This window comes from Pseudomonas sp. NPDC089395 (genome assembly GCF_044749525.1).
Lineage (GTDB): Bacteria > Pseudomonadota > Gammaproteobacteria > Pseudomonadales > Pseudomonadaceae > Aquipseudomonas.
The window spans coordinates 113896-130914 of record NZ_JBIVID010000011.1 but is presented as its reverse complement, the minus strand read 5'-3'; the positions used below and the strand labels follow the sequence as shown (position 1 = coordinate 130914).

Annotated in this window: 9 protein-coding genes; all 9 read right to left on the bottom strand. The window is 61.9% G+C overall.

Going from position 1 to position 17019, the window contains the following annotated elements; translation table 11 throughout:
* Positions 1-3: 3 nt before the first annotated feature.
* Positions 4-7509, bottom strand: coding sequence for an SDR family NAD(P)-dependent oxidoreductase (locus tag ACIPZG_RS21970; protein WP_400716847.1), 7506 nt, complete (start codon positions 7507-7509; stop codon positions 4-6).
* A 433-nt stretch (positions 7510-7942) separates the two neighbouring features.
* Positions 7943-9937 carry a polysaccharide biosynthesis protein gene (locus ACIPZG_RS21965; protein WP_400716845.1) on the bottom strand — a complete coding sequence of 665 codons (1995 nt, stop codon included), beginning with the start codon at positions 9935-9937 and terminating at the stop codon, positions 7943-7945.
* Positions 9938-9977: 40 nt separating this feature from the next.
* Positions 9978-11156 carry a DegT/DnrJ/EryC1/StrS family aminotransferase gene (locus ACIPZG_RS21960; protein WP_400716842.1) on the bottom strand — a complete coding sequence of 393 codons (1179 nt, stop codon included), beginning with the start codon at positions 11154-11156 and terminating at the stop codon, positions 9978-9980.
* Positions 11157-11198: 42 nt separating this feature from the next.
* Positions 11199-11828: an acetyltransferase gene (locus ACIPZG_RS21955; RefSeq protein ID WP_400716839.1), complete on the bottom strand. Its 630-nt coding sequence runs from the start codon at positions 11826-11828 to the stop codon at positions 11199-11201.
* Positions 11825-12421 carry a sugar transferase gene (locus tag ACIPZG_RS21950; protein WP_400716974.1) on the bottom strand — a complete coding sequence of 199 codons (597 nt, stop codon included), beginning with the start codon at positions 12419-12421 and terminating at the stop codon, positions 11825-11827. The genes ACIPZG_RS21955 and ACIPZG_RS21950 overlap by 4 nt, the downstream gene beginning before the upstream one ends.
* Positions 12422-12464: 43 nt before the next feature.
* The gene (locus ACIPZG_RS21945) at positions 12465-13685 is read right to left on the bottom strand and encodes a glycosyltransferase family 4 protein (RefSeq protein ID WP_400716837.1); all 1221 of its coding nucleotides are present in this window, start codon (positions 13683-13685) and stop codon (positions 12465-12467) included.
* A 6-nt stretch (positions 13686-13691) separates the two neighbouring features.
* Positions 13692-14822 carry a non-hydrolyzing UDP-N-acetylglucosamine 2-epimerase gene (gene wecB, locus ACIPZG_RS21940; RefSeq protein ID WP_400716835.1) on the bottom strand — a complete coding sequence of 377 codons (1131 nt, stop codon included), beginning with the start codon at positions 14820-14822 and terminating at the stop codon, positions 13692-13694.
* A 23-nt stretch (positions 14823-14845) separates the two neighbouring features.
* The gene (locus ACIPZG_RS21935) at positions 14846-15958 is read right to left on the bottom strand and encodes a capsular polysaccharide biosynthesis protein CapF (protein ID WP_400716833.1); all 1113 of its coding nucleotides are present in this window, start codon (positions 15956-15958) and stop codon (positions 14846-14848) included.
* Positions 15959-15961: 3 nt separating this feature from the next.
* On the bottom strand, positions 15962-16996 hold the full coding sequence (locus tag ACIPZG_RS21930) for a polysaccharide biosynthesis protein (RefSeq protein WP_400716830.1): 1035 nt from the start codon (positions 16994-16996) through the stop codon (positions 15962-15964).
* Positions 16997-17019 lie beyond the last annotated feature (23 nt).

The following is a 17019-nucleotide window of genomic DNA, read 5'->3' as shown; positions in this document are numbered from 1 at the left end:
CTCTTAATCAATCAAACGGTTAGGCGCCACACTGGCATCGGCCAGCTCGGCGTTCAGCTCAGCCACCTGCTCGGCACTGAGTTCGCTGCCATGCCGGGCCAGCACGTTCTGCGCCAGCTGCTGTTCGCCGCTATCGGTTTCGCCGCGCAGCAGTTCCAGCAGGCGCACACTGAGCTTGTCGATGCTGGAGCTTTCACTGAGCTCCATGACCGGCAGACGAACGTCGAAACGCTCTTCCAGGGCGACTACCAGTTCCACGCTCATCAGCGAGTCGAGGCCCAGTTCCTGCAAGGGGCGCTGGGTGTCCAGGCGTGCAGGCGGCAAGCGCAGAATCTCGCAGACCTCGTGCTTGAGCATCTCGGCGAAGCGTTCGAGCAACGCAGCGTCGTCCAGCTCCGCAAGCATGCGCTGGATGTCCTCACCGTCATTGTCATCGTCCTGGTCGCCACCGTGGGCGCGGGCCAGTTCGGCGAAGCGCGGCGTGTTGGCACTTGGCAGGAAGCGTGACAAGGCCTTGAAGTCCAGTTCGAGCACGCCGTGGCCGTTGTCCCCGTCGAGCAGCATGGCTTCAAGCTGTGCCAACGCCGCCTCGGCACGCAGGGCGGCGCCGCCCATGCGGCTTTGCAGGGCGTCCTTGATCTGGCTGTTGCGGGCCAGGAAACCGACGTCGTCGATCGCCCCCCACAGCACCGCGGTTGCCGCCAGGCCCTGGGCATGGCGGTGCCGCGCCAGGGCTTCGAGCCAGTGGTTGGCCGCCACGTAGTTGGCCTGGCCAGGGTTGCCGAACAGGGTGGTGGCCGAAGAGAACATGACGAAGAAGTCCAACGCCAGGCCCTGGGTCAACTGGTGCAGGTATTGTGCGCCCTTGGCCTTGGGCTCCAGCACGCGGCGCAGTTGCTCGCCGTCGAGGTTGCGGATCAGGCTGTCGTCGATCACCGTCGCGGCATGCACCAGGCCACGCAGTGGCCACGGGCTGGCGGCGATGCGCTGGAACACACCGTGCAGCTGACTTTCGTCGGTGATGTCACAGGCCACGGCCTGCACATCGAGGCCTTGGGCGTGCCACAGCGCCAGCTGCGGCTGCGCTTCGGTGCTGGCCGGGCCACGGCGGCCCAGCAGCACCAGGTGACGGGCACCCTTGTCGATCAGCCACTGCGCCGTGCGCAGGCCGAAGCCGCCAAGGCCGCCGGTGACAAGATAAGTGGCGTCGGCCGCCAGCTGCAGCGCACGCGGGGGCTGCTCGCGGGTGTCGACCGTCTGTTCGATGGGGTTGCCGTAGGTGACCACGACCTTGCCGATCTGCCGGGCCTGCTGCATGTAGCGGTAGGCTTCGACCACCTGGTTGGCGTCGAACTCGCGGAACGGCAGTGGGTGCAGGATGCCCTGCTCGAACAGCGCCATCATTTCGCCGAACAGCCGGCGGGTGAGCTGCGGGCGTTCGCTCATCAGCTGGTCGGCGTCGATGCCGAAGTAGCTGATGTTGTTGCGGAACGGGCGCAGGCCGATGCGGGTGTTCTGGTAGAAATCGCGCTTGCCCAGTTCGAGGAAACGGCCAAACGGCTTGAGCACGCGGAAGTTGCGGTTGATCGCCTCTCCGGCCAGGGAGTTGAGCACCACATCCACACCACGCCCGCCGGTGGCCGCCAGCACCTGGTCGGCATAGGCCAGCGAACGCGAATCGTAGACATGGGTCACGCCCAGCAGGCGCAGGAAGTCGCGCTTTTCGTCGCTGCCTGCGGTGGCATGGATCTCGGCACCCAGCCACTTGGCGATCTGGATCGCGGCGATGCCGACGCCACCGGCGGCGCCGTGGATCAGCACCTTCTCGCCCGGTTCCAGGCGCGCCAAATGGTGCAGCGCGTAGTAGACCGTGAAGAACGTACTCGGGATGGTCGCCGCCGCTTCGAACGACATGCCGTCGGGGATTCGGGCCACGGCGTTGGCGTTGGTCACCAGGCGGTTGGCGAAGCTGCAGGGGCCAAAGCCCACCACGCGATCGCCCGGGGCGAAGTCGCCCAGCACCTCGGCGCCTTTATCTTGCACCACGCCCGCGAATTCGAAGCCCAGGGTCGGGCCGGAGAAACCATTTTCGATGGCCTCGTCGGACAGCAGTCCGAGGGCGAACATCACGTCGCGGAAGTTCAGCCCGGTAGCGCGCACGGCGATGTCCAGCTCGTCGGCCGCCGGCACGCGAGGCTCGCGCACTTCCCAACGCAGGTTGCGCAGCTGGCCTGGCAGGTCGAAGCCCAGGCACACCCAGTGCTCGGCCGTAGCGCCGCGCAGGGCTCCGCTGGCCAGCACGCGCAGACGCGGCACGTAGCGGCGGCCTGCGCCATCGAGCGCCAGCTCGGTTTCACCATCGGCCTTGAGCAAGGCCGGCAACGCCAGCTCGACGGGCGCGTCAAAGGCCAGGTCGAGCAGGCGAATGCGGCAGTTCGGCGACTCGTTGGCCAAGGTGCGACCGAAGCCCCAGAACGCGGCATCGGCAATCGCGTCGATGGCGGCAGCGGTGTCGGCGCCATACAGGTGCTCGGCGGCGCCGCGGCAGAGCAGCCAGCACTGCGGGGCCATGTTCAGCGACTCGCAAGCCTGTACCAACGCTGCAGCCTGCAGGCAGCGCTCGGCCTGGCCATCGAGGCCGTCAGCGCTGTCGAAACCGGCCAGGTGCAGCACATGCTCCGGCGTCTGGCCCAGTGCCGCCAGCTGGCTGGCCAGCGCCTGGGCATCACCGGGCAGCAGCAGGCTGACCTGTTGGCCCGCTTCGCGCAGTTGCTCGGCAATGCGCTGGGCGGCGCCCTGCCCGGCTTCGGCCAGCACGGCCCAATGCTGCACGGCAGGCTCAGGGGAGGCACTCGTTTTAGTCGTTGCCGGCTTGTCGGCCAGCAGCAGGTAGCTGCCGCAAGCGTTGCCCGGCAATGCATCGACTGTGCGCAATGCGCTCAGGCCGTAGCGTTGCAGTTCATGGCGCCAGAACGCCGGGCCTTGCTGACGCGACAGCGCCTGTTCAGGGCCGGCCAGCCACCAATCGGCCTGGGCACCGAAGACAAAGTCGGCCCAGCGCGCCGGGTACTGTCCCAGCAGCGCCAGTTGGCCATGGGGGTTGAGCTGCGCCGCCGCCTGGCGCAAGGCATCGCCGACTGCGGCCAGGGCGCCCAGGTCACTCGGCAGCAGCACCCAGTCGAAGTGGCCGGCCTCGGCCAGTTGCGCGGGGGCCAGCACCGTCAGCGCCGGGCAATCGTCGCGCAGGCGTTGTTCGAGGTCTGGCTCGGCCACGCAGTACAGGTAATCGATACGGTCGAAGTCCAGCCCGGCATACAACAATTCGGCAAACGACGCCCCGCCAAAGCCGAACTCCAGCACCCGCAGGCGCTGTCCGGCCGGCAACCGCGCCAGACGCTCGGCCAGGGCCTGGCCGATACCGGCGAGCAGGCGCTGATGGCCCGCCGCGCCGAGGACCAGGCGGGCCAGGCTGGCGGCACTGGATTCGCGTGGCAGCAGGCTGTCGAGCACCTGGCTGCCGTCGAGCAGCGCCGGCAGGTGGCGACCGATGCGGCCCACCGAGTGGATGATCTGGAAGTACTCGGGGTAGCTCTGGAACAGCTCCTGCCAGATCGCCTCCGACGCCGGACGCTCGCCACTGTCGGCCAGTTGCCAGCTGCCATCGGCGCCGCGCAGCAGGCTGCCATCCTGTTCGACCTGGCGCAGCAACGCCGCCAGGAAGTCGCCCTGGCCTTGCGACCACAGCGCGACCTGCTCGGCACTCAGGCGACCACCGGCCTGCTCGACCAGGTCGAGCACGAAGCTTGCGCACAGCACGTCGAGCAGCGGCTCGACCTCGTTGAGGTAGCGCACTTGCGCCGGCTCGTCCGCCAGGCACTGCAAGGCATTGGCCAGCGCCGTGGAGGCCACGGCATGGCGCTCGATCGGCACCACCGCGCCCGGCGCAGCCAGGCCGACGTGGCCCAGGCGTTTGATTTCGCCGTTGCGGTCGTACTGCAGGCGCACGGCGCGCAGGCGCGCCTCCTTGATCGCCAGCACGGCATCGCCGTTGCCATCGAACAAGGTCACGTCCACCAGCAACGAATGCTCGGTGCGCTTGAGTTGGCGCACCTCGGCCAACGCCGGCACACCACCGGCCTTGGTGAAGGCGATGCGGCCCAACTTGACCGGGATGAACGCCAGCCCCGGGTTGCGGCCCGGGCGGCTGGCCAACAGTTCGGTGATCAGCTGGAAGGCGCCGTCGAGCAAGGCCGGGTGCAGGTGCAGCCCGGCAAGCTCAGCTTCGATGGTAGCCGGCACAGCCAGTTGCGCCAGTACCCGATCGGCCTCCACCCAGGCCGCCGCCACCGTCTGGTAGGCCGGGCCATAGTTGAGACCGACCGCGCGGGTCAGGGCCAGGTGCTGCTCGGCGCTGAAGTCCGCCGGGCGCTGCGGCAAGGCCGGCGCACGGCAGCCCAGCATTACGCCGCAGGCTTCGCCAGGCAGGCGCGCGACCACGTGTTGCACCCAGTCTTCGCGCTGAGCCAGGGAACGCGAGGTGATGCGCAGGGTGCCGTCGGCCTCTTCGACCTGCACGCGCACCTTCTTGCTGCCCTCGCTGCCCAGCAGCAGCGGGTTGTGGATTTCCAGCTCCTCGATGTCGACGAATTCGCCGGGCTGATGCAGCTGAGCAACGGCCAGGGCCAGCTCGGCAAAGCCAGCGCCCGGGAACAGCACCGACTCGCCGACCTTGTGGTCGGCCAGGGTCGGGAACAGTTGCGTGTCCAGCCGGTTTTCCCAGGTCAGCGCATGGCCCAGCAGCGGGTAACCCAGCAGCGGATGCACGCGTTCACGGCTCAGGGTACCGAGGGATTCGGCGCTGACCGGCAACTGGAAGTGGTCGCGCTGCCAGGCGTAGTTCGGCAGGCTGACCGGACGCCCGGTGACCGGGAAGCGTTGCGGCCACTGCGGTTCGGCGCCGGCCAGCAGCAGGCGCGCCACACTGCGTTCGAGCAACTGCGGACTGTGGTCGTGGCGCTTGAGGGTGCCGATCACCTGCCCAGGCTGCTCGCACTGGGCCAGCACGTCGTTCACGTAGCTGCGCAGGATCGGGTGCGGACCGACTTCGACGAACAGGTTCAGGCCGTTGCGTACCAGGGCATCCAGGGCGCCCTGGAACAGCACCGGGTAACGGATGTTCTGCCACCAGTAGTGGCTGTCCAGGCGCTCGCCGGCCAGCTCGCCACCGACCACGGTGGAATAGAACGGAATCTGCGTGGCACTTGGGCGGATGTGCGCCAGGTCGGCGATCACTGCCTGCTCGATAGCGTTCATCGCTGGCGAATGGAAGGCGTAGTCCAGGTCCAGGCGGCGAGCAAAGACCTGGCGCTCGGCCAGGGCTGCTTCCAGCACGGCCAGGGCCTCGACCTCGCCGGCCACGGTCGCACCACGGGCGCTGTTTTCACCGGCCACGACCACACGACCCGCCAGCTGCAACGTTTCGATCAGCGCCGCAGTGGCCTCGCCTGACAAGCCGACTGCCGTCATCTGACCGGTGCCACGGGTCATGCCTTGCAGGCGGCTGCGGTGGTAGATGACCTGGGTCGCGTCTTCCAGGCTCAGGGCACCGCTGGCCCAGGCGGCGGCCACTTCACCCACGCTGTGGCCCACCACCGCGACCGGACGAATGCCCTCGGCCGCCAGCACACGGGTGACCGCCACTTGCAGGGCGAACAGCGCCGGCTGGGCGATTTCAGTACGGGCGTAGCGGCCTTCGCCGTTCTCGCCCAGCAACTCGGCGCGCAGCGAATAACCCGCCAGCGGCTGGAACAGCGCATCCACTTCTTCGACGGCTGCGGCGAACACGGGCTGGCCGAGCATCGCCCGGCCCATGCCTTGCCACTGCGAACCGTTGCCGGAATAGACGAACACCGGCCCACTGGCCGCCTCCAGTACCTGGCCGGCCTCGAGCACCGCGCTCAGCTCGCTGAGCGTCGGGTCCTGGGCGTAGTCGTCCAGCGCCTGGGCCGCTTCGGCAGGCGTGTCGCAGACCAGCAGCAGGCGATGGCCATGGGCGTCGCGGCGGAACATGGACTGGTAGGCGACATCGTAGTAGTCGACTTCAGGAAGCTCGGCCAGATAGGCGGCAAACCGCTCGGCCGTGGCGCGCAGGCCCTGCTCTGTCTTGGCGCTGAGCAGCAGCGGCACCCGCGCGGCATGCGAATTGGCCGCTGCAGCCTGGGCAGGCTCCGGGCTTTGCAGGATCACGTGGGCGTTGGCGCCGCCAAAGCCGAACGAGTTGACGCCAACGGTCAACTGTCCTTCGCGCTTGAGCGCCAGCGGCTCGGTGACCACTTGCAGGTTGAGATCGCCGAACGGGATATTCGGGTTGAGCGCCTTGACCCCGATGGTCGCCGGCACGGTGCGCTCGGCCAGGCAGTTGAGTGCCTTCATCAGGCCGGCCACACCCGAGGCTGCCTCCAGGTGGCCAAGGTTGCTCTTGACCGAGCCGATTGGCAGCGGGTTGCCGGCGCCACGCGCCTGTCCCAGCGCTTCGCCAATGGCGCGCGTCTCGATCGGGTCACCCACCGACGTACCGGTACCGTGGGCTTCCAGGTAATCCAGCTGTTCAGGTGCAATGCCGGCCTTGGCGTAGGCCTGCTTGAGCAGCGCTGCCTGGGCGTCGGCATTGGGCAGGGTCAGGCTGGACTTGCGCCCGTCGGTGTTCACCGCACTGGCCGCGACCACGGCGAGAATGGTGTTGCCATCAGCCAAGGCCTGGTCGTAATCCTTGAGCAGGAACAGTCCACCGCCCTCGGAGCGTGCATAGCCATCGCCGTTCTCGTCGAACGACTGGCACCGGCCAGTGCGCGAGAGCATGGTCGCCTTGGAGAAGATCATGAAGCCGAACGGGTGCATGTGCAGGCTGATGCCACCGGTCACGGCCTGGTCCACATCACCGCAGAGGATCGCTTGGCAGGCCTGGTGGAAGGCCACCAGCGAGGACGAACAGGCGGTGTCGATGGCCATGCTCGGGCCACGCAGGTCGTAGAAGAACGACAGCCGGTTGGCGGCGATGCTCATGGTGTTGCCGGTGGCCGTGGCGCCGTCGATGGCCGCCATGTCATCGACCAGGCGGTAGGCCTGCTCGACACTGGCGATACCCAGGTACACACCACAGTTGCTGCCACGCAGGCTGGACGGCTTGACCCCGGCGTTCTCGAAGGTTTCCCAGCACATTTCCAGGAGGATGCGCTGTTGTGGGTCCATCATCCCCGCCTCGCGCGGGGAGATATTGAAGAAGCCCGCATCGAACGCACTGACATCGCCCAGGGAGCCCGAAGCGAAGGTGTAGCTGGTGGCGGGGTTGGCCTTGTCCGGGTGCAGGAACTCGGCCTTTTCCCAACGCGAGGCGTCAACCTGGGTGACCAGGTCACGCCCCGCCATCAGGTTTTGCCAGAAGCTGGCGGCGGTAGAGCCAGGGAAACGGTACGAACAGCCAACGATTGCAACCTTTCTACGCTTAGTCAAAACCCATTCCTTTAACACTCATCGGCACCGTCGCATCGTGCGGACGGCTGGCGTGCCTGGCCTTGCCATGAAACTGGCTGGTCGTGGTGTGTCGCTGATGATCGATTGGTATCTGAAACTGCTTTGCACGCTGGGTGAGTTTAACTTTTGGACCCAGGCTGGCGTGAGGCGGTTTCAGATTTGTAAAGCGAGATGATACGCGGGTTGGCGGGGGTGGGAAAACCCTGGCATGGCGTGAAGGGGACCTGGCGCAATCTTTGATTCAGCTGCCGTAACAGTAACGCATCATTGGTCCGGCTCTGAGCCTTTAGATCGAGCCGCACGCGAATCGCCTGACGACCCCGGTCCTTACAATTGCAAGGACCGATGTGTTCTGCCGTAGATTACCTTACTTGATCTTGCCCCGAGTCGCGGACCTTAGCGGGGGCCGTTCCTATACCTCCTGACGGCGCTGCTGATAGACCCAGTCAACAATCTCACCATCGGGCGTATAGCCAATGACGGTTTCACGAAGCAATTGCCGAACACGGACAAAGTCATCCTCTTCCACTGCTCTGAGCAACTGCTTTAAAGCATCTTTGAACATATCCCACGGCAGAAAATCTTCGGCGGCACTCATTATCATCGGATGACCGGTGGCGATCACGTTATCCCCGATCAGCAGTTCTTCGTAGAGTTTTTCGCCAGGACGCAAGCCTGTGAATTCGATGGCAATATCACCTTTGGGGTTACCTTCAGAACGCACACTGAACCCGGAAAGGTGAATCATCTTCTCCGCCAGTTCCACAATTCGCACCGGTTCGCCCATATCCAGCACAAACACGTCACCGCCTTGCCCCATGGAGCCTGCCTGAATCACCAACTGCGCAGCCTCGGGAATGGTCATGAAATAGCGGGTAATTTTCGGATGAGTGACGGTAACTGGACCGCCCTCCTTGATCTGTCGATGGAACAGTGGGATGACCGAGCCGGACGAACCCAGCACGTTGCCGAAGCGGACCATGGTGAAACGAGTCTTGTTGACGTGCGCGACATTGCTTTTGTCGCCGTACAGTACCGGAGCCAACTCCTTGCTCAATGCCTGCAATACCATCTCCGACAGCCGCTTGGTACTCCCCATCACGTTGGTCGGGCGCACCGCCTTGTCAGTAGAGATCAGCACGAAATTGGGCACGCCCGCCTGCACTGCCGCCTGGGCGGTGTTCAGCGTACCCATGACGTTGTTGTGAATTCCTTCGGCGATATTGTGTTCAACCATCGGAACATGTTTATACGCTGCGGCGTGATAAACAGTTTCGACTTGCCACGTCCGCATGACATCCAGCACCTGGTGCGGATTACGTACTGAGCCAAGAATGGGCAGCACCTTCGTCGATAACGACTCGCGAACCACGCGCTGATCCATTTCTGAAAGGATGCTGTATAGATTGAATTCACTGTGCTCAAGCAGCAACAGCACGCGCGGCTTGAGGGTAAGTATCTGTCGGCATAGTTCGGAACCGATCGAACCGCCCGCCCCGGTGACCAGCACGACTTGATTGTGTACGCAACGCGCCATCAGGTCTTTCTGTGCCGGCACTGCATCACGGCCCAACAGGTCGGCGATATCCACTTCCTGGATATCGTCTACCTTAACTCGACCGCTGGCCAGATCCATGAACCCAGGAATGCTGCGTACGTGCAGCGGGAAGCCTTCAAGGAAGCCGAGGATCTCACGCCGACGAACACGGTTGATCGACGGCAACGCAAGCAATAGCTCTTCGGCACCGGTCAGTTCGATCATCTGCTGGATCTGAGCGGGGCTGTATACGTGCAGGCCGGAAATCACCCGATCTGTGATACTGGCATCATCATCTATGAAAGCCACCGGGCGCATGAGTTTACCCACGCGCAGTGCGGCAACCAACTGGTTGCCCGCTGCTCCCGCGCCATAAATCGCGACCTTGGGCAGGCCGTTGTCACGGCTGCCGAACGGAACGTTTGGTGGCATCCCGAACCAGTCACCCAGAAAATACTGACGCATGGCCAGGCGCAAACCGCCAACCATGATCAAGCTCAGCCACCAGTAATTGAAAACAATCGAGCGCGGTACCAGTGGGCGGTGATTGCTGTACCAGAAAATCACCAGACCAAGAATCAGCGACGACAGCGTCACCGCCTTGACTATAGCGATCAACGCGTCGTTGCCTAGATAGCGCATTACGGCCCGATACATACCGAAGCGAATGAACAGGGGAATCGCTGTCAGTGGAGCGCTGAAAAACAACCAGGGGTGCTCCGTGATCGGATTGTCCATTTCACTTAAGCCGAGGCGCACGGCGAATGCCAGCCAGAGTGCGACCCACACCAGCACCACGTCGGCGGCCACTTGGATCAGCCGCTTTTGGCCACGCGTCAGGTTCAGCAACCTTGAGCGAATCGTATCCATATATCCCTCTATACCATTTCGCGTCCAGGCATCACGAGACTCAGTGAGCCACCGCGCGCCCCATCACCGAAACCAGCGCTTGGCATGACTGATCGATTTGGCCATCCGTCAGGGTCGGGTGAACCAGGAACATCAGACTGGTCTCGCCCAACGCCTGGGCAACCGGCAACGGCTGCTCAGGACGCCACCCGGTACCATCGAAGGCCTTCTCCAGATAGACCTCGGAGCACGATCCAGAGAAGCATGGTACGCCGGCTTCATTGATTTCCCGTGCAATACGATCACGATCCCAGCCATCTGCCAGCGCCTGCGGCTCAACGAACACATAGCACTTATAGGCAGCATGGCGGATGTCGCTTGGCACCTCCGGCACACGCAGGCCTGGTAGTTGCTCTGCAGCCCTCCAGATGCGTTGGGCGTACTCAAGGCGTTTCTCCTGCCATTGTGGCATCCACTGCAATTGCAGCCGGCCAATCACCGCCTGGACCTCGAGCATCCGCCAGTTGGTGCCGAAACTCTCGTGCAGCCAGCGGAAGCCTGGTGGATGCTGACGCTCGTAAACTGCCTCCCAGCTCTTGCCGTGATCCTTGAAGGACCACATGGCAGACCACAGTGCCCTGTCGTTGGTGGTGACCATGCCACCTTCCCCCCCGGTGGTCATGATCTTGTCCTGGCAGAACGACCAGGCCCCCACATGACCAATGGAGCCAATCGAGCGGCCTTTGTACAGCGCGCCATGGGCTTGGGCACAATCCTCAATGACTTTCAGGTCATGCGCTGCGGCAAGCGCCATGATCGGGTCCATATCGCATGGCCAGCCGGCCAGATGCACGCAGATGATCGCGCGTGTACGCTCTGTGAGAACGGCGCGGATCGTCTCGGCAGTAATGTTCTGCGAATCAGCATCGACATCGGCAAACACCGGTACGGCGCCCGCGTTGACGATAGATGAGACCGAGGCCAGGAAAGTGCGCGAGGTGACGACGACTTCATCGCCAGCACCGATACCCAACGCCTTGAGTGCCAGGTCGAGGGCGACCGTGCCATTAGCTACAGCGACAGCATGATCGCACTGTGCCCACTTGGCGAACTCCCGCTCGAACTCCCGGCATTCCTGACCGGTCCAGTAGTTGACCTTGTTGGAGAGAATCACATCACGAACGGCATTGGCCTCTTCTTCGGTGAAGGACGGCCAAGGAGCAAAAGCAGTATTCAGCATAGCAATATGTCCATTATTCGGTCAGTGGCAGCAGTATCAAGGTCACTCGTTGCTGCCCAAGGAACGTGCGGGTACGCCCACGGCAGTGATGCCGTTGGCTATAGATTTGACGACAACGGCTCCAGCGCCGATCACTACCTCGGATCCGACCTGGATCATCTGGCGGATGCACGCGCCTATGCCTACCCAACTGAGATCGCCAACAGTGACGCCGCCTGCCAAGCGCGCCCCAGGACTCAGATGAACGAAATCACCAAGAATATTATCATGGTCGACGCTACAGCCCGTATTGAGGATGGCCCCCAATCCAATACGCGAATCGATGTTGACCACCACGCCCGCCATCACCACGCTACCGATACCGAGGGTGCTGTGACAGCTGATGACGGCCTGTGGGTGGATGAGCGAAACCAGAGGGGCCCCTGCCGCAGCAAGCTGTCGCTGCTTGTCGTGACGCACTTGATTATTGCCTATGCCGACAATCACACCATCCACATGCGGCAATTGCCCAAGCAGTGCAGCGCTGTCGCCGACAATAGGCCAATGGCCATTGACCTGCCGCGCAGGCCAGGCATCGTCGAAGAACACTACCTCTGCCCAGCCGCAAAGTTCTGCAATATCGGCTAGCACTTTGCCGTGACCGCTGGCACCGAGGATTGCCAAGCGATTCATGGGTGGTTACCGGTGAACTTGCTCATGGTGACCTCGCCGTCAGCGCTGATACCGTCTTTCTTCACCACTTTCTTGATCGTAAGGAACAGGATCTTCAAATCCAGCCAAAGGTTTCGGTTATCCACATACCACACGTCAAGCCGAAACTTGTCCGCCCAGCTCAGCGCGTTCCTGCCATTGATCTGCGCCCAACCGGTAACACCGGGGCGGACATCGTGACGGCGATACTGCTCGGCAGAGTACAGCGGCAAGTATTCCATCAAAAGCGGGCGCGGCCCTACCAGGCTCATGTCGCCTTTGAGCACATTCCACAACTCCGGCAGCTCATCAAGGCTGGATGCGCGCAGGAAACTGCCGAACGGCGTCATGCGCTCAGCGTCAGGCAGCACATTGCCCTGCGCATCAACGGCATCGCGCATGGTGCGGAACTTGACCATTTCGAAAGGCGCGCCGTTCATGCCTGGGCGTACCTGCCGGAACAACACTGGCGAGCCCAGCCGTCGGCGAATCAGGTACGCAACGACAGCAATGACCGGCGACAACAGAAGTAAGCCCAGGCTAGCAGCTACAACATCGAACAATCGCTTCAACATCTCAATTCCTAACTGCATCAACTGATTGGCAAACTCTGCAGGACTATTTGCGCAAGCGCCGGAAATGCTCGCCAAACCGTCCTGCACCAACTTTCAATGACAACTCGCGCCGATAGAACTGAGCCGCCCGCTCTCCCATCCGAGCCCGCTCCTGGGCACTCAGGGCAGCCAAGGCCATACACGCATCCGCCAAGGATTGCGCATTTTCCGGTTCAGCGACCACACCACAGCCCGCCTCTCTCACCAAGTCTGAGGCATCACCTTCAACCGCCATAAGGATGGGCTTGCCAGCCGCCATGTAGGCCTGGGTCTTGGACGGAATGGTAATAGTGAACAAAGGGTCCTTTTTCAGATGGACGAGCAATGCATCCGCACTGGCCAGATAAGGACCAACATCGGCCATGGGCACCCCTGGCAGGAAGGTGACGTTGCTCATATCACGCTCCATTGCCAAGGCTTTCAGCCGCGACGCATCTACCCCGCCACCGAGGAATACGAGAGAAACGTTGGGCGCCCGCTGCTGGAGGATAGCTGCTGCCTGAATGACCGCATCCAAGGCCTGGGCCTTGCCCATGTTTCCGGCAAAGAGCACACGAAAACGTGAAGCATCCGGAAACCCCGCAGGCGTCGCCACATCCCCAGCACTCAACACGTCTTCGGCACACCAGTTGAAGATCACATCGATTTTCTCGGCCGTCACCCCCCTTTCGACAAGCAGCCGCTTGAAGCCGGGAGACAGGACTACGATCTGGTCCGAACGCCGATAGACCCAGTCACAAACCCGGCCAACCAGGCGCAGCGCCCTTTCATTGGAGAACATGCCGGTCGCCCTCAATGTGTCAGGCCACATGTCCTGAATGTCATAGACCACCGGGACCCGGCGGAACATTCTGATCAGCGCCGCCGACATACCGACCGTCAACGGTGGATGATAGGCATAGATGACATCGGGCTTGCGGGCACCGAACAGCCCATAGAACAGGCTTGTAGCAGCAAAACTCACGTAATTGAGAATCCGTCCGAGCCCACTCTGACCGTGACTGGGATAGAGCGGAACCCGTGTCACCGTGACGCCGTCGACCACTTCTCGCTGAATGAGCTTGAGCCGATAGCCAGGGTAAACCTTGCCCCCAGGGTAGTTGGGGAAGCCAGTGATGACTTCCACCTCGAACCCTTGGGCGACCAGTTCTCGGGCAAACACCAGCCCCTTGAAGGTCGGCTCGGGGTCGAACCACTGAGTCAGCAGCAGGATGCGTGTAGCCATGGCCGATCAGTACCTTCTCCAGACTGTACGCATCACGTAATCGCGATAGCTGTGGATGATCCGCACGACCTTCTCGGACACGTTGGGCATGCTGTAATCTTCGACTAGGCGCAGGCCGCGCAGGTCGCCGCGGGGTTGGCTCTCCAGCAACGCCAAGCCTTGCAGCACGCGCTCGACTTCAAGGCCTGCCATCATTACTGCCGCCTCTTCCATGCCTTCAGGGCGCTCGTGCGCCTCACGCAGGTTCAGCGCCGGGAAGTTGAGGATAGAGGATTCTTCATTGATCGTGCCGCTATCGGAGAACACTGCCTTGGACGACAGCTGCAGCTTGTTGTAGTCGGTGAAACCCAGCGGCTTGAGCAGGCGTACATTGGCGTGGAACTTCACACCCAGTGCATTGACGCGCTTTTGCGTACGAGGGTGGGTGGAGACGATTACCGGCAGGTCGTACTGTTGCGCCACCGTATTGAGCACGTCCACAAGCTTGAGGAAGTTCTGGTCGGTGTCGATGTTCTCTTCGCGGTGCGCGCTGACCACAAAGAAGCGCCCTTCTTCCAGGCTTAGGCGCTGCAACACATCTGAAGCTTCGATGGAAGGACGATAGTGGTTAAGCACTTCGAACATCGGGCTACCGGTTTTGATCACCATGTCTGGAGACAGGCCTTCACGCAGAAGGTAATCACGGGCGATGGTGCTGTAGGTGAGGTTGATGTCAGCCGTGTGGTCTACGATGCGACGGTTGATTTCCTCGGGCACGCGCATGTCGAAGCAGCGGTTGCCGGCTTCCATGTGGAACGTGGGGATCTTGCGGCGCTTGGCGGGAATCACGGCCATGCAGCTGTTGGTATCGCCCAGCACCAGCAACGCCTCGGGCACAACCTCTGCCAGGACCTTGTCGACGGCAATGATCACATTGCCGATGGTCTCGGCGCCGGTGGCGCCGGCGGCATTGAGAAAGTGGTCCGGTTTGCGGATACCAAGGTCCTGGAAAAAGATCTCGTTCAGTTCGTAGTCATAATTCTGACCGGTGTGAACCAGCACATGGTCACAGTGCTGGTCCAGGGCCACCATCACGCGCGACAGACGAATGATTTCCGGGCGTGTACCGACGACGGTGACAACCTTCAACTTTTTCATGGGGATTCCTTGGATCTGAGCGGTCAGGCGTTCAGCGGTTTGGCATAGGTGTCGGGGAGTTCGCGATCGAAGATCTCGTTGGCCCATAGCATCACGACCATCTCTTCATCACCGATGTTGGTGATGTCGTGGGTCCAGCCTGGGACGGTCTCGACGATGACCGGTTTATCGCCCGTGGTCTGCAACTCATAAAACTCGTCGGTCACCATGTGACGGAAACGGAAGCTCGCCGTGCCCTTGATGACCAGAAACTTCTCGGTCTTGGTGTGATGGTAGTGCCCGCCGCGGGTGACGCCAGGGTGCGCGGTGAAATACGAGAACTGGCCGCTGTCGCCAGTCTTGAGCATTTCGACGAACACCCCGCGCTCGTCACCGTACTTGGGCACTTCATAGGTGAAGCGCTCCTGCGGCAGGTAGCTAACATAGGTCGAGTACAACGCACGGATGAAGCCAGTGCCTACCGGTTCGGTGATCAGGCTCTTGCGGCTGTCACGGAATGCGTGCAGATGCTCGGCGATCTCGCCGACACTGGCGTTATATTGCGGCTCGACCTCGACGAACGTGTCGCCGGCGCGCTCGCCGTGCATCACCTGCAAGAAGCAGCGGATCACGTCATCGATGTACACCAGGTTGACGCGCGCCTGCGGATCATTGATCTGGATCGGCAAGTCCCGTGCAATGTTGTGGCAGAACGTGGCAACGGCCGAGTTGTAATTGGGCCGCGCCCATTTGCCAAATACGTTGGGCAGACGGAACAGATAAACCGGCGAGCCGGAAGCTGCCTGAAGCTCCTGCAAGAGTTTTTCGGCACCACGCTTGCTGGCACCGTAAACGTTGTCCGCAGCCGCCTGGGTCGACGAGCTGTAAAGCATTGGCACAGACCGGCCACTCGCCCGAATGGCATCGGCCAAAGCTCGAGTCAGGTCGACGTTGCCCGTGGTGAACTCTTGCGGATCCTGGGGGCGATTGATGCCGGCCAGGTGGAAGATGAAGTCGGCACCGGCGACCTTGCCAGGTAGCGAGGCCACATCATCGCCACGCGTGAAAGTATCGACGGTAACATTCTTCAATTCCCGCAGATGCACCAACAGGTTTTTGCCGATGAAGCCGTCGGCACCGGTAATCAGGACGTTCATCGATCACTCCTCCGGAACAACGTGCTCACCACGCTGGATCGCCTGCATGAATTCGAGCTTGAGCAGCAGCTTCTGCATGCCCGCGACATCCAGACGCTCAGTATTGTGGGAGTTGTAGTCTTCGGTACGGGAAATTTTCTCTTCGCCCTGCTCGACGAACTTGGCGTAGTTCAGGTCGCGCAGATCAGGCGGCACTCGGTAATAGGCGCCCATATCCTGCGCACAGGCCATTTCTTCTCGGCTCAACAAGGCCTCGTAGAGCTTTTCGCCATGGCGCGTACCGATCACCTGAACCGGATGCTCCGGTTTTCCAAGCAGGGAGGTCAACGCCTTGGCCAGCGTTTCGACTGTCGCCGCAGGCGCCTTCTGGACAAACAGGTCACCATTATTCCCATGCTCGAATGCATACAGGACAAGGTCCACAGCGTCCGCCAGGGTCATCATGAACCGAGTCATATTGGGATCGGTGATGGAAAGCGGCTTGCCGTCACGAATCTGATCGACGAACAACGGTATCACCGAACCACGCGACGCCATCACGTTGCCATAGCGCGTACCACAAATAACGGTTTTGATTGGGTCTACGTTACGCGACTTGGCGACCATGACCTTCTCCATCATCGCCTTCGAGATGCCCATGGCGTTGATGGGATAAACGGCCTTGTCCGTGCTCAGGCACACGACGCGCTTCACTTCGTTCTGAATTGCGGCCTCCAGTACGTTGTCAGTGCCGACGACGTTGGTCTTGACCGCCTCCATGGGATGGAATTCACAAGAAGGCACTTGCTTCAAGGCGGCGGCGTGAAAGATGTAGTCAACTCCGCGCGTGGCATTCAAGACACTTTGAAAGTCGCGAACATCACCAATGTAGAACTTCAGTTTCGGACTGGCATAACGCTTGCGCATGTCGTCCTGCTTTTTTTCATCGCGGCTGAAAATTCGAATTTCGGCGATATCTGTATCCAAAAAGCCTTTCAGGACGGCGTTACCAAACGATCCGGTCCCGCCAGTAATCATTAACGTTTTGCCAGCAAACATACTCTATCTCCCGAAACTGTCTT